Source organism: Anabaena sp. FACHB-1391 (assembly GCF_014696755.1).
In the GTDB taxonomy this organism is placed as follows: domain Bacteria; phylum Cyanobacteriota; class Cyanobacteriia; order Cyanobacteriales; family Nostocaceae; genus Dolichospermum; species Dolichospermum planctonicum.
On sequence record NZ_JACJQS010000010.1, the window covers coordinates 25,030 to 41,229 of the forward strand.

Consider the following 16,200-nt stretch of genomic DNA (forward strand, 5'->3'; position numbering starts at 1 on the left):
GTCTATTGCCTCTTGCTTTGCTATATTACCATGGCACGCCATCAGATATCATCACATAACCAACGATCTTGATCACTCAACTCAATCCCGGGATTGTGTAAATAATCCTTTACCCAAGCACAACCATCTTTAAGTACTCGGTCTAAATTCCGTACAGTCCACAACCGCGCTGTTTTGTCCCTAGAAGCAGTAGCAATGGTTTTACCGTCGGGACTGAAACTTACACCCCAGACAGAACCCTGATGTCCTTTAAATTCCCGTAGCAATTTCCCCTGTAAATCCCACAACCGCGCTGTATTGTCTAATGAAGCAGTAGCAATGGTTTTACCGTCGGGACTGAAACTTACACTTCTGACAGCGCTCTGATGTCCTTTAAATTCCTGTAGCAATTTCCCCTGTAAATCCCACAACCGCGCTGTATTGTCTAATGAAGCAGTAGCAATGGTTTTACCGTCGGGACTGAAACTTACACTTGTGACAACACTTTGATGTCCTTTAAATTCCCGTAGCAATTTCCCCTGTAAATCCCACAACCGCGCTGTTTTGTCATTAGAAGCAGTAGCAATGGTTTTACCGTCGGGACTGAAACTTACACTTCTGACAGCGCTCTGATGTCCTTTAAATTCCTGTAGCAAATTCCCCTGTAAATCCCACAACCGGGCTGTATCGTCTAATGAAGCAGTAGCAATGGTTTTACCGTCGGGACTGAAACTTACACTATAGACAAAATCCTGATGTCCTTTAAATTCCTGTAGCAAATTCCCCTGTAAATCCCACAACCGCGCTGTATTGTCATTAGAAGCAGTAGCAATGGTTTTACCGTCGGGACTGAAACTTACACCCCAGACAGAACCCTGATGTCCCTGAAATTCCTGTAGCAATTTACCCTGTAAATCCCACAACCGCGCTGTTTTGTCAGATGAAGCAGTAGCAATGGTTTTACCGTCGGGACTGAAACTTACACTATAGACAAAATCCTGATGTCCTTTAAATTCCTGTAGCAATTTACCCTGTAAATCCCACAACCGCGCTGTTTTGTCAGATGAAGCAGTAGCAATGGTTTTACCGTCGTGACTGAAACTTACACCCAAGACAGAATCCTGATGTCCCTTAAATTCCTGTAGCAATTTACCCTGTAAATCCCACAACCGCGCTGTTTTGTCCGCAGAAGCAGTAGCAATGGTTTTACCGTCGGGACTGAAACTTACACCCCAGACAAAACCCTGATGTCCTTTAAATTCCCGTAGCAAATTCCCCTGTAAATCCCACAACCGCGCTGTATTGTCTAATGAAGCAGTAGCAATGGTTTTACCGTCGGGACTGAAACTTACACTATTGACAGCACTCTGATGTCCCTGAAACTGGTTACGTTCTTTGATATTATCGAGGATATTATTTAGGGCATAAATAGGACTAGTGGTGGGATATTTGTCTAGGGGACTGTTTTTAACTAATGTTTTTAAAGTTTTACCATTCTGGATAGCAGCGACTAAAGATGGTAATTCTTGGAGTTGAAATTGTCTTAAAACATTGACTCCACCTTGTTCTAGTTTTGTCGCTTGTTTAGCAATATCAGCTTCTCTAAATTGATTGAAGGAATAAACAGAGGCCATAGCTGCAATTACTATAAAACCCGCAGCTAAACCAGAACTTAATTTTAATCTTTTTTGTGCTTCTTTAATTTGTGCTTCAGCTTTAATTCTGGCTGTTTCTATTATTTGTCTAGCTTCCTTTTCCTGCTGTAATTCTGCTTGAGCTTGAGCTAATTTTGCTAATAATTCATTTCCCTGCTGTTGACGAATAAACTCAACTAAATAATCATGGACTAACTGATATCTGTCTGCTGGAGATTCTGGTAATAGTAAGACCAAACCGGACGCAACGAAGATATTTAAAATCAAAACTAAATCCAGATTTTCACTTTCTGGTAATTGTACTACTAATTCATCTTTGGTTTTTAAAGGTCTGGTATTATTTTCATCTGTGAGTAAATATAATACTAGTCGCGCTACTTGTTCATGTTCTGAACCACAGTCTTTAATCACATCTTTTAAAAACTTTTCTACTAACTTTTCCTTATTGCCAAATTCTCGATATTTTGCTAAGGTTGTAATTTGTTCAGTTTGTAATTGTGTTCCCACAATTTGTAATTCTATGGGTCTCACTTCCCCCATATCTCCCGCTAATTGTTTGACCAATTCCGTAATTAATTCTGCTTGTAAATAAAACCGAGTTTTTTCCGTGAGACTTTGAATCACTGTTTGAGCGTCTGCGGGAGAAAAGTTACCTAAATAATAGCGAATATCTTTATCAAGAATATTATTATTAGTGACTGTCAAATCAACTAAACGGTCTAATTCTAATAAATAATGTAAATAATCTTCCCGTAAGGAAAGAACAATTTTTACAAAAGGAATATCTAAACAGATGCGGAAAAAGTCATAAAATGGTTTTCTCTGGATTTTATCAGTATAAACGAAGAAAAATTCCTCAAATTGGTCAAATATCAAAACCGTTAATAAATATTTATCAGCATTTTTTCGCAATTGTTGAATAATTGTCTCCGTGGAATGTAGGGATAATTGATCATTGGTTGATTTTCTTGATTTTAAATGCTCTCCTAAAAGTTCTATCCAATTTGTATAAACTCGTAAATATATAGGTACGGCGTTCCGTTCTCCAATGGGTTCTTGTTGAAGAGCGGGAATTAAACCACCTTGTAAAATCGAACTTTTACCAACTCCAGACTGACCATGAATTACAGTTAATTTATGTTGAGTTCCTGCGATTCTTTCCCGCAACCGTTTAACATCTTGTTCTCTTCCTGAAGCAGAAATTTCTCTAGCAATTGTACCGATATTTTCCAAGTTTTCGACTCCCTTCTGTTCTCCGGGTAAGGGAGTATTGATAATTTGACGTTGGGGGTTTAGATAACAAGCACCAACAAAAGCCCGAAAACCATATTGTTGTTCAATTTGTAATTTTTCTTGTTTGAGATTAAAGGCTTTTAAATATTGTTTTTCTTGGAAATAGAGAAAACTTAATTTTTCTAAAATCGCAATATAAAGTTTAGGATTATATTGATGATAACTTTGATTTTTAGCAGTTTCTAAGGTTTGAATAGCTGGGGATATTTCTCCTAAACCCACTTGAGAATGGGACATAAATAAACGATATTGGCTATATGCTTGGGAGGGTACATTGGGAATTTTAGTTAAAATATCTATTGCTTGTTGTGCGTATTGATTTGCTTTTGGATAGTCTTGATTTTCTAAAGCTACTTCTGCGAGAAAACCGTAATTTTGACCTAACCACATTTGTGAATGTTGTAGAGATGTTCCAGGAAATGTCTCTAGATTTTCAGATAGTTTCAGAGATTTTTGAGCTAGATTTTCTAAATCATTCCACGCTTTTAAATGTCGGAATATTTCCCCTAAATCGTTGATATATTGAATTACTAGATCTAATCTTTGGGCTTTTTCAAAAATCTCTACAGCTTGCTGTAAATAATTTCTAGAATTTTGCCAATTCTCTAGATCTTCACTATTGTTAATTTCCGCTTTGCGAGTATAAACCAAAGATATTTTTACCAATATTATCCCATAACGTTCTAAATTATTATTTAGATTATTATTTAGATTATTTTGCCAAAATTCTTGACTTTTTTGAAAATAACTTAAAGCATGATCTAAATGATCTTGTTGATATTCCCGTAAACCAAAGGCCAAATTTAAACCAGCTTGTATTTCTGGGTTTATTACTGCTTTTCTATTTTGTAAGTCCTGAGTTGCAAATTCTATTTCTTGGTAAACTTGAGGACTGGGAATATGATCATTAATAAATATTTCTTCTGTTGTTTGTTGAAGGAGATTAATTAAATCCTCTGCATCATTTTCAAAATCCAGAATACTCCCCCAATTTTCTAAATCTGGTGCGACGCGGATAATTTTTTTAAGAATTTGATCATCTATCCAAATCAAAATTGGAAAGGGGAAGTTTTTTCTAAATTCCTCTCGAATTTGATTAGACAGATTCAAAATTACATCAATGTTTTTTACAGAGTCTAAACCAGAAATCATTAAGGCTGGTGGTTGTTCATTTCCCAATTCTTGAGATATTTGATTGTACAAACTTTTTGTAGATGCTGTTAAAGTTATTTCTTTAATAGGAATAGAGGAAACTTGATGAATTTGTGCTGATATTTGCTGACGTAATTTTGCATAATTACAACGGAGAAAAATCAACGATAATTGACTTTGAGAAAAATTAATTGCTCTCAATACCGTTCGCAAGGAATTTTGATTATTATCGGGGGAGATTTCTGGATTATTCATGATATGGTTTCCTCATTTCAGTTAAGATATTTAGGTTTTTAGAGGCTTGCAAAAAATCAAAATGGTGCGTTACGCTGTCGCTAACACACCCTACATTTCTAGGTTTCTATTAAAATTGGGTTAATATCAAACCAAGATCCATTTTCGTCTCGATATTCAAATACAAACATACTGCGAAGTAGGATATCATATTTTTCATCTCCTCTATAGTTTTTTGTCTTTCGTACTTCCTGTAATAAATCCCATTCGTCAGGTGTAATTGCTAAATTTAACTCATTACAACGTTTTTTGATCACTGTTTCCAGACATTTTCGAGAAATTGGTGTGTCTTCCATTTGTAAACAACGAAATAATAACATTAACAAGTTACGCAAATGACCACCGCTAACTTGACAAAGTCGTTCTAAGGTTTCCGAACTATCAAATATTTTTGTAATTAAATTTTGACTTTCTTCTGCGCTAACTCCGGGAAAGGCTCTTTTCATAATCATTTCTTGTAATAGCGTGATTCCTGCGGGATAATCTGCACCATTTCTCTGTTTGACTGCTACCATTGGTAAAACTTTAGGATCTACTCCAAAGCGATTTGTTAACCTACCTAAAGCGTTAGAAAATATGAGAACTAGGGGAATTGTATAAACAACATGACACTTTAATTTATTTAATTGTTCACCCCTGTCTACAAATAGGTATTCTGGTTGATATTGACCATTTGGTTTAACAGCATTATCTATCCTATCTAGATTATCAATGATCACAACTAAACCTGTTTTACCGCGTTTTTTGAGTTTTTCTGTTGCGGGGATAAGCAATTCTTGATTAATTGATTCTAAGATTCCATTGGTACGAGGTTCTAAATATTGTCGCAGTTGACTCCGCAATTTAGGACTATCCTTTGTTTTAGCGGTAATTTTGCCAATACCTACGGATAATTCCGCTTCAAAACCAATATCTAGGGGGGTTTGTAAAAGTTCCGCTATTTCTGTAAATAGATTTTGAAAGTATCCTGGTTTGAGTTTAATTTCTGCTGCTTCTAAACTTTGACTAACTTCACGAGCGATCGCTAGTAAAATATCTGTAATATCAATATCGGCTAAATCTAAACTTTGGCTAGACTCAAAATAAACTACATGAAATTCTGAGTTTTCCAATTCTGCTTTTAACCGCAGTAATTCAGTAGATTTACCACAACCAATATGTCCTGTAAATAATTGACAAGTGGGAATTTCTGGAGAAAGTAAAGTAATAGTTCTTTTAAATTCCCTAATAATTTCTGCACCCCGTACCTCGGAAAAATCAATGTAATATTGTCTATCTTCAGCTTTACTTTGATCAAGAGTTTTGTTAGGGTTACAAGCTTGATAAAATCTTGTTAAATCAAATTTCATGGTAAATGCCCGATAATCCTGATAATCACCCGTTTATGATAAATATATCAGTATTATACATAAAATGATCAAATCAAACAAGAAACAATATTTATAATGAACAATAATGGATATTCCGCACTTAATAGTGTAATCTTATACCATCTACAATAGATTGCAAATTCCTGAGTTACAAAAATACTCCACCCCTGAGCAAAGATTGGGGAGGGGTGTACTTGATAAACCTAAAATTAAAATAGGCTGTATTATCGCTCTCTATTTGGGAAATATTGCTAACTGTGTTTCTGTATCAAAAAAATGTAGCTTATCAGGTACAAACGATAGCCAAAGTTGTTCATCTACATTGATAACTCTATCTGGTGGAACTCTTACCTGTAAAGACTGTCCATCTGGATGGTGTACATCAGGGTCAGAAATTTTTACAGATAAAAAAGTATCATTTCCCAGATTTTCTACTAAATCCACTTTTACTGGTAAATTTTTCGTAGCAGGTACACTCAAAGTTAAATGTTCTGGACGAATACCCAATATTAAAGTTTTACCATCATAGGGTTGTAAAGCACTTCCCCAAGTATCTGGGAGAGTAAAACGGAAGTTAGGATGGCTAATTACTAAAGGTGCGTGAAACTCCACTGGGATAAAATTCATGGGTGGAGAACCAATAAATTCAGCCACAAAACGATTCGCAGGACGGTTATAAAGTTCTAAGGGAGGTGCGACTTGTTGGATCTTACCTTCTGACATAATCGCAATGCGATCGCCCATTGTCATCGCTTCAGTTTGATCATGGGTGACATAAATTGTCGTTGTTCCCAGTTGATGTTGTAACTTGACAATTTGACTACGAGTTTCAGCCCTAAGTTTAGCATCCAAATTAGATAATGGTTCATCCATTAAGAATACTTGAGGATTGCGAGCGATCGCTCTACCTAATGCTACCCGTTGTCTTTGTCCTCCAGACAATTGTTTAGGTAAACGATTTAACAGAGATTCAATTTGTAATAAAACTGCAACTTTTTCCACTTGTTCCGCGACAATTCTTTCCTTTGGGGAAATATAGCGTAATTTTTTCGGTAACTTTTTCGTCAAACCTACCAATAGATTTTCACTCCATTGAGTAAATTTTGTTTTCCCTGCTTCCTGATCACCAAACTGACGACGTAAACCAAAAGCGATGTTATCATATACAGTCATGTGAGGGTAGAGAGCGTAACTTTGAAACACCATAGCGATGTCTCTAGCTTTCGGGGGTAAATCATTAATTAAGCGATCGCCTACGGAAATGTTACCACCAGTCATCACTTCTAAACCAGCGATTAACCTCAACAAAGTGCTTTTACCGCAACCAGACGGACCCACCAACACCATAAATTCACCATCAGCAATGGTTAAATTAATGCGTCGTAAAACACTGACATCATCAGAACCGTCTGTGTGTCCCTTTGCAGATTTCCCACTGCGGGAGGGAAAGCTTTTATAAACGTTTTCTAATACAACTTTAGCCACGACAATTTACTTGACCACTTATTAATTTATAGAAGCGGAAAAATTCCACCCATACCCATAGTATACATTTTTTCTCAAAATCCAGATTCCCGACTTCTCCAAGCAGTCCGGGATCTGAGTTCTGCTAAATTGATTTTAATAATTTTTGAATTTGCTGATTAATAATATTAACATCAAAAAGTTGACTAGCAGTAATTTTAGCATGATTAGCAATCATCGCCGTTTTTGCAGAATCTTGAAGACAATTATTAATTACTCGCGCTAATTCCTCAGGTTTTCCAGGTGTGACTAAAAAACCATTAATACCATTTTCTACTAATTCTATTACACCTCCAGCTTCAGCAGCAACGACAGGTTTACCGCACAGCATAGCTTCAATAATAACCCTTCCAAAAGGTTCAGGTGCGGTAGAACTATGAGTAATTAAATCACACATAGTCATTAATTGGGGAATATCCGAGCGAAATCCCAAAAATTTAACTCGATTTTCTAACCCCAATGCAGTTACTTGGTGGTGGAGATTCTGCACATATTCCTGTTCACCAAATAAAGCATCACCAACTAAAATTACTATCACATTTTCTGGACATAGGGAAAGAGCATCAATTAAAATATGTTGTCCCTTCCAAGGAGAAAGACGGCTAAAATGTCCAATCACAACCTTATCTTCTAATTGGAGATTTTTCCTGAGATTGATAACTTCTAACTCATCAACATCATAATTTTTTATCTCAAAACCATTATAAACAACGTGAACTAAATTTGATTTTCCTCCAGCTTTTAAAAATGCCATTTTACTAGCTTGAGAATTAGCAATTACCAAAGATGCACAAGCATTGATTAAATTAACAGCAACCCGGAGATTAGTTTGGCTAAAATGTTCTAAAGAAAGAATATCATGTAAATGATAAACCAGAGGACGACGAGCTAATAAACTAGATATTGCTCCGACAATTAAAGCCTTTTGGGTATTAGCATAGATTAAATCATAGTTCTTTGCCCGTTGACAGACCTGATTAATTAAAGGTATGATTTGTCCTAAACTGCTTAATGCTGGCAATAAACCACTTTCTTTATTAACATTAATTGGTTGAGTTGTTAAAACCTCCACAGGAATTTGATATTTTTCGAGTAACTTTCTAAAATCACCATCTGCAAATAAACCAACCAGAGCATTTTTACCATAAGGTTTAGCAATATCTGCTAAACACAATTCAGCACCACCAGGTTTACCACTTTGGTCTAAAAATAGAATTTTCATACAATTTTCATGGAATTTCTATAATCAATTTAAGCTAAGAGAACTTGACGAACTTCTTGAGCGATATTCGTCCAATTATAATGTTTAATTGTGTAATTACGACATTCCTCCCTAGAAGGTAGAGGAAGTTTAGCTAACATAATTTGTGTTAACTTATCAGCGATACTTTCTACGGTGATTGATTCAGTAATTAAACCTGGAGAAAAGCCTTGTAAAATTTCTGGCATTCCGCCCACGGGGGTACATAAAACCGGAGTACCACAAGCTAAAGATTCAAGAATAGCTAATCCAAACCCCTCAAAAGATTGACTAGGCATTATAGTTAAATCAGCGGATTGATAAGCTAGAGGTAAATGTTCATCAGGTAAAAAACCCAAGAATTTTACATGATTTTCTAAACCTAATGCTTGAGTTTTTTGTTGAAGTAAAGCCTGAATATGACCACGGCCAGCTATTGCTAACCAAATGTCAGGGACTTGTATTTTAATCATAGCAATTGCTGCTAATAATTTATCAATACCCATTCTATGAACTAAGCGACGGGAAGTAAATAATATTGGTCTGTTGCTTGGCCAACCTAGTTTTATTCTTGCTTCTTGACGTGATAGATTATTCTGAAAGTGGTCAATATCAACTCCACCAGGAATGATGTGAATTTTTTGCCAGGGAATTTGATATTTTTGATGTAATATCTGGCCAAAAGCTTTACTAAGAACAATAAAGCGATCGCACCGATTATAAGTGCTTTGTTCTATTAATTTTTGTTTTAGCCAAATACTAAATTTTTTATTAGTTACTTCTTCTTGACTTTCGGAAGCCCAAGGACCATGAAAGTTAAAGGTAACAGGTATTCCCTTGGGTAAGATGTCTAAAATTGGAAAACTGTATAATGCAAAATGGAGATTAATTGCGTCAGGTTTACCTAATCTTGTTTTTTTAAAGTTATGACGAATTGAGAATAGTCTAGAACTAATTTTACTATCTGGATTAGCTAAATTAGTTAACTTAATTTGTGTATTTTTTGCATCTGCTGGTAAACCAACTCCACACAATTCTATTTCATCTTTCTGTGCTGCTAATTTATGAGTTAATTCATAAATATATCGTTCCAATCCTCCGGGTGTTTTAGGAAACCAACCCGTACCCAAGGTCAAAATCGCCGCAGATTGTGTATGGGATTTTGTATCTTTACGTTCCATTACCAAGATCATTTTTTCAGTATTATCTTCTCATACAAAGCTGGAAATTAAAATCAGCTTAAATCTGAAAAATATTTTATTTCTATAAGCAAAATATATCAAAAAAATATATTTAGAGTATTCCAGGACTTACCCAAGAGAGTAAGAGTATTCCTGTATTGAGTATAATGTAGTTATTTTTAAAGTATATTTTATTGATTTGATGAAGTTTCGATAAAATAATATACAGATTCATATTTATTTGTTAGTTTATGAGTAAGAAATGTAAATTAGAAGTTTTTCAAGCAGATTACTCTGGGTTTTGAAACATTTTTAATGGTTGATTAACTGATAATCAAAAAATTGCTATGAACAATAAATTATTTCAGCTTAGTAAAATTCACCACAAAATTAACGAATATATTAATAGTTTATTTCAGAGTAGATATTGGCGAAAAAAAATTATATTTAACATTTTTCTTGGTCTAACCTGTGGACTAATAGTGACGTTCATAGGAATGATAATGGATTTAGGAAATACGGCCAATACTAAAATTCAGTTAAAAAATAAAACATCTAAAATTTCGGAAATCACTTATACAACTTCCTGGTTAGGAAATACCATTGGTAATGGTAAATTGCGAGTACAAAATAATATTGAGGGAATGTATGTCAAAGATGATGGGACTATTTATACCAATAGCTATTGGGATGAAGCTGGTAGCGAAGCAGGAATTTATAAAGATGGTAAACCAATTTTAAATCTCGAAGATACACATGGTTGGAATCGTTTAGGAGGTAAAGCGATAACAGTAGATAACAAATATATTTATATTGCTATGTCTCAAGGGGGAATGGATCAAACCAAAGAAGATTATCCTCCCAAAGATCAAATTTGGTACTGTGTGAGACGTTATGATTTCAAAGGAAAACCTGCACCTTTTGCAAAAGGAAATGGCTGGGATAAAAGTATGTTAATTACCAGCAAAAGCAATCAAGTAACTGGACTAGCGACGGTAGATAATAAACTATTTGTTAGCAATGCTGGTGAGAATACGGTTCTGGTTTATAATACTGAAACCATGGAAGAATTAAATAGATTTACTGTAACTAATCCAGGAGATATCGCAGTTGATAAAAAGGGCAGTTTATGGATTATTGAAAATCAAAACAGTGGGACATCTGGAAAAATTGTTAATTATTCGCAAACAGGCAAGAAATTACCCCAAGAAATTATAGATATTGATAAACCATCAGCATTAGCGATTGATAATCGTGGTAGATTGTTAATAGCAGAAAATGGCATTAATCAACAATTACTGATTTATAATATCAATAATGAACCAGTTCGTGTAGATAGTTTTGGCGATAAAAAAGGTATTTTTAGTGGTGTACCAGGAGAGGTAAAAACATCAAAACTATATGGAATTACGGGAGTTGGTACAGATAGTAAAGGCAATTTTTATATAAATAATAATGGTTTTAATAAATCAGGAACAGATTTAAGAAAATTCTCTCCATCAGGACAAATACAATGGCAATTACTAGGATTAATATTTGTAGATAATGCAGATACTGATCCACAAACAGATGGTGTTAATCTATTTACTAAACAAGAACAATATGTCATGGATTATAGTAAGCCATCTGGTCAACAATGGACTTATAAAGCTTACACCGTTAATCCTTTTAAATATTCTCAAGATCCCCGTTTACATACATCACCAGATGGTACTTTTGTGCGTCGTATTCAAGGAAAACCTTTTTTATTCCTGACAAATATGTTCGGCAGTTTTTTACAAATTTATCGTTTTCAACCCAATACAGATGGGAAAATTGCTATTCCTGCGGGAATGTTTGTTGGTACTAATAATGGAGGTAAATCTATTACTGGAAATTGGCCACCCTATCAACCAGAAAAAGGAGAGTGGATTTGGCGTGATATTAATGGCAATGGTGCATTTGAAAAAAATGAGTATGATAGTAGCGAAGACTATCCTTATATGGGAGGTTGGTGGGTAGATAGTAAAGGTGATGTTTGGAAAACTTTGCGAACTCAAGATGGTATTCGTCGTTATCCTTTACAGGGAATAGATACTAAGGGAAACCCGATTTATACCTATAGTTCGATGCAAAAAATTAAGACTCCTAGTATCTTTAATGATTTGCGAAGAATTGAGTATTTTCCCGAAACAGATACTATGTATTTATCAGGTTTTACTATTGAACATCCTGCATTTGGTGACGACACTGGAGTAGTAGGATCGGAAATTGTGCGCTTTGATAATTGGAGTCGGGGAAATCCTACCCCAAAATGGCGAACTGTAGTTCCTTATGATACTACTGGTCAGCGAAAAGTCTCGACCGCAGCTATGAGTATAGCTGGTGATTATGTCTTTGCAGTAACGGTCAAAACCGCAGAAGTATATGTTTATAAAGCTGCAACTGGGGAACTTGTACAAAAGATGAGTCCAGGTCCAGAAGTTGGTAATAAAAGTGGCTGGGTTGATATTCCCTACGGTATCCGCGCTTTTCGTCGTGCTAATGGTCAATATCTCGTGTTTGTGGAGGAAAATTGGCAAGGAAAGGTGCTTGTTTACCAATTAAACTTATGATATATAGCGTTTATTTTCTTGAATAAGTGACAATATCCCCGACTTCTCTAAGAATTCGGGAATCTGAATTTATGTTAGTGTTTTAACTTTTGATAAATTGATTATATCATGTCCGGTTGAACAGTTATCATATCTGTTGAGGCTGGTAATGGGTAATTGGTAATTGGGAAAAGGCAATACAATCATGAACTATATCGTAAGTGATTGGGCGGAAATGATATTATTCATGAAAATAAAATCCATGGCAAATATTGTGCAAAAACTTATTGGTATCTTTTTATTAACTTTATATTTTCATGATAATTTAATCAAAAAAATAAATAAGTCTCCTAGAAGTTAATTATCATAATACATAATAATAGTTATTAGTACAAACTTATTGATGATAATAATCAATGGTTATCATAAGTATTTGTGAACAAATTGAATGTTGTTTTGAATTAAACTGAGAATTATGAACAGAAATAAAGTATTAACCTCTTTAGAAAAAATTATCCCTAATAAACTGCTAAATCAGATGCAATATATTCATTGCAGTTTAGTTTCATGGTGGATTTTAAATTGGGGAAGTCAGCCTTTAAAATTTTCCGAAAAATCAGCAATGGTTTTTGCTCCTCATCAAGATGATGAAACCTTTGGTTGTGGAGGTATGATTGCACGGAAAAAGGAACAGGGAATACCAGTAGCTATAGCTTTTTTAACTGATGGTAGAGGTTCTCACGGTGTAAATCTAGATATTCAAAATCTTATCCATATTCGTCAACAAGAATCTTTGACAGCGTTAAGTATTTTGGGAGTAAATAGTTCAGAAATTCATTTTTTTAACTACCAAGATGGCAGTTTATCAACGCTCAATTTAGAGGTAAAACAACAGATAATTAGTCAAATTTCTGAATTACTAAAGGTTTACCAACCAGGAGAAGTTTATCTACCTCATCGTAAAGATTGTCATCGAGATCATGAAGCTACTTATAGCTTAGTAAAAGAGGCAATTAACCAAGCTGGAATGACAACAGAAATCTTCCAATATCCTATTTGGATATTCTGGCGATCGCCATTATTTATTCTGTTAAAATTACAATATATTGCTGCCGCTTATCGCTTTTCAATTACATCAGTAAAAGAGAAAAAACAAAGGGCTATTGCTGCTTATCCTTCCCAAATTGGGATGTTACCCTATGGATTTATCAAGAGATTTTTAAATTCGGAAGAAATATTTTTTAAATCTGAATCCTAGTATTTATCTTAGGATTTAATATCTGATGCACTCTACTAACAGTTACTTCTGTGCATATTAAATTAACCGTAAATCATTACATTGGAGAAGAGTTAAATGCGGATTTTACATATTACTAGTCATCTGCAAAAAATCGGCAATGGTATTGTCAATGTAGCCGTAGACTTAGCTTGTTTACAAGCACAAAGTGGTTTGGATGTTGCTGTAGCTTCTGCTGGGGGAGAATATGAAACATTATTAGCAGATTATGGTGTTAAACATTTTCACTTAAATCAGTCTCGGAAACCATTAAATCTGATTCAAGCTACTTGGAATTATCGCCGAATAATTAATGATTTTCAACCAGATATTGTTCATGTTCACATGATGACAGGAGTTATCTTAGCGGGAATTTTTAGAAAAAATCGAGAATATCATTTAGTGTCTACGGTTCATAATGAATTTCAACATAGTGCTGTACTTATGGGATTAGCAGATCAGGTAATTGCAGTTAGTAATGCAGTGGCTAATTCAATGATTCGACGCGGTATTCCATCTGAAAAATTGCGAGTGGTTAGCAACGGTACTTTAGGAAGTCCTCGGCATAAAAAACTTCAAGATTATCAACCAGTAGCAATGGAATATCCATCTATAACTACTGTCGCTGGGATGTATAACCGTAAAGGTATTTCTGAATTAATTGAGGCATTTAAAATCATTGCCACAGATTTTCCCGAAGCACATTTATATTTAGTAGGAGATGGACCTGATCGTCCTGTGTTTGAGGCTATGGTGAAAAATACAACTTTAAATAATCGCATTCATTTTGAAGGATTCCAACCAGAACCACAACGTTATATGTTAGCCACAGATATTTTTGTTTTGGCTTCCCATTGTGAATCTTTTGGTTTAGTTTTGACGGAGGCACGGGAAGCTGGTTGTGCAATTATAGCTAGTAATGTAGATGGGATTCCTGAAACTTTAGATCATGGTCAGGCTGGGATTTTAATCCCACCTAAAGATATTGACACCTTAACTAATACTTTGACACAATTACTGAGCGATCGCCAACTCTTAAATAAGTGGAAATTCCGCGCTCAACAAAATCTACAAAGATTTCATGCAGCGCGAGTCAATGAAGAAACACTAGCTGTATATCGGGAATTAATGAGAAAATCCAATGTAATTGAAGTTATGGAAATCAGAGAATTAGTAACTGGTAAATAAATAGCAAAGGAGAAGGAAAATCAGGGAAAATAATTATATCTTTCATATCTTTTAGGAGTTTTTGCAAGAATTTTAAAAAATAAAATAGCGGGGAAAACCATAGTCTTTCGGAATGAGGGTTTTGAGCCAATCTTCTGATCAAGACTCAGATCCCCGACTTCTTAAAGAGGTCGGAGATCTTATTGTTCAAAAAGGAAATATTTCTCCCTTACAGGGGGAGTCTTTTTGTAGTTTCTGTGACAATATTAGGCATTATAGAGCCTATAGTTTTAATAAAGTTTTGGGCATAACGCTGTGTAGAGAATTGAATAGCGCGTTGTCTTGCTGCTATTCCCGCAGATTGGGCAAATTCCTGGTCGTCAAGATAGCGAAGAATGGCTTCTGTTAGGGCTTCTGCATCGTCGTAAGCTGTTAACAGTCCATTTACCCCGTCAGTGATAATTTCCGTTGGACCACCAGCATTACCAGCGATGACGGGTTTACCTAATGCCATTGCTTCAATAATCACAATTCCAAAGGGTTCTTGATCAGAAGCATGGACAAATACATCCATTGCTTGCACCCATTCTGGCACATTGCGCTGTAACCCAGCCATAATTACTCTATCACCTAATTTTAGATCAGTGATTTGTTGATTTAAAAATTCCTGATAATCCGGTTCCAGATCATGTTTACCACCAACTACGACACAATGGGCATCAGGATATTTCGCTAATACTTTGGGCATTGCTGCTACTAGTACGTGCATTCCTTTCCAGCGTTGCAAGCGTCCGACAATGCCGATTAAAGGGACATTTAAGGGTAAACCCAGTTTTTTTCTGGCTTCTGCGGGAGAAGGCAAAATAGCAGGATCAAATCGCTCTAGGGCTACTCCAGGATAGACTAGGGGAGTTGGTCTGTGAGGCCAAATCCGTGCTTGTGCTTTTTGACCATCTTTTGAGAGTGTAACAATTGCTTGGGCTGGTATGAAAGTTGCTAACCGTACTAACCAAGTTCGAGCATCAGGAACTTCTAATTGATACCAAATAGCTGGTAAACCGGCTAACATTGCCGCTAAACCACCGGAAATATGGGTAATCCACATCCAGCTAACGATCGCATCTACACTTTCTTGACGAGCGATCGCTGCTATGCGCAAAATAGTAGTCATAAATCGGTGAATTTGACGCAAACGGCCACTAATCACAACTCGCGTATCAATACCCAGGTTTCTTACCTGCTCTACCATTGGTCCGTCTTCTAAAAATATTGCCAACCAGTCTACATTGGCATTACGTCCTTGTTGCATTAAATCCAAAAACATCATTTCACCACCGCCTCGCTGTTCGGCTAATGGCATGATAATCATAACTTTCATAATTTACACCTGAGCGGCTGATCGTTAATATTTCTGGCAAAAATCCTGGGTGGATTTTTTAACCACAGATAAACGCGAATGATTCACAAGATTTTTTCCAGTTAGATAATCTTGTCTT

9 protein-coding genes are annotated in these 16,200 nt (G+C 35.5%); 3 read left to right on the top strand and 6 right to left on the bottom strand.

Annotated elements, in window-relative coordinates; genetic code table 11:
* Positions 1-41: 41 nt before the first annotated feature.
* The 5 genes from H6F62_RS20875 to H6F62_RS06785 form a co-directional block, all read right to left on the bottom strand.
* On the bottom strand, positions 42-4,334 hold the full coding sequence (locus H6F62_RS20875; protein ID WP_190371645.1) for a hypothetical protein: 4,293 nt from the start codon (positions 4,332-4,334) through the stop codon (positions 42-44).
* Between the two features lie 98 nt (positions 4,335-4,432).
* The gene (locus tag H6F62_RS06770; protein WP_137907399.1) at positions 4,433-5,722 is read right to left on the bottom strand and encodes a P-loop NTPase fold protein; all 1,290 of its coding nucleotides are present in this window, start codon (positions 5,720-5,722) and stop codon (positions 4,433-4,435) included.
* Positions 5,723-5,977: 255 nt separating this feature from the next.
* On the bottom strand, positions 5,978-7,228 hold the full coding sequence (locus H6F62_RS06775; RefSeq protein ID WP_190371646.1) for an ATP-binding cassette domain-containing protein: 1,251 nt from the start codon (positions 7,226-7,228) through the stop codon (positions 5,978-5,980).
* Positions 7,229-7,352: 124 nt separating this feature from the next.
* The gene (locus H6F62_RS06780) at positions 7,353-8,489 is read right to left on the bottom strand and encodes a glycosyltransferase family 4 protein (RefSeq protein ID WP_190371647.1); all 1,137 of its coding nucleotides are present in this window, start codon (positions 8,487-8,489) and stop codon (positions 7,353-7,355) included.
* Positions 8,490-8,518: 29 nt separating this feature from the next.
* A complete protein-coding gene (locus tag H6F62_RS06785; RefSeq protein ID WP_137907402.1) occupies positions 8,519-9,688 on the bottom strand; it encodes a glycosyltransferase family 4 protein in 1,170 nt (389 codons plus the stop codon).
* 347 nt (positions 9,689-10,035) lie between these two features.
* Between H6F62_RS06785 and H6F62_RS06790 the strand changes: the two genes are divergently transcribed.
* From H6F62_RS06790 to H6F62_RS06800, 3 genes are all read left to right on the top strand, one after another.
* Complete coding sequence (locus tag H6F62_RS06790; protein ID WP_137907403.1) at positions 10,036-12,282, top strand: hypothetical protein; 2,247 nt, start codon at positions 10,036-10,038, stop codon at positions 12,280-12,282.
* Between the two features lie 454 nt (positions 12,283-12,736).
* Entirely contained in the window at positions 12,737-13,519 is a 783-nt protein-coding gene (locus H6F62_RS06795) for a PIG-L deacetylase family protein (RefSeq protein ID WP_190371648.1), read from the top strand.
* A gap of 96 nt (positions 13,520-13,615) precedes the next feature.
* Positions 13,616-14,725 (top strand): glycosyltransferase family 4 protein, encoded by a 1,110-nt coding sequence (locus H6F62_RS06800; RefSeq protein WP_190371649.1) that lies wholly within the window; start codon positions 13,616-13,618, stop codon positions 14,723-14,725.
* 208 nt (positions 14,726-14,933) lie between these two features.
* On the opposite strand, the gene H6F62_RS06805 is transcribed toward H6F62_RS06800, so the two are convergent.
* A complete protein-coding gene (locus H6F62_RS06805; RefSeq protein WP_190371650.1) occupies positions 14,934-16,082 on the bottom strand; it encodes a glycosyltransferase family 4 protein in 1,149 nt (382 codons plus the stop codon).
* Between the last annotated feature and the right edge of the window lie 118 nt (positions 16,083-16,200).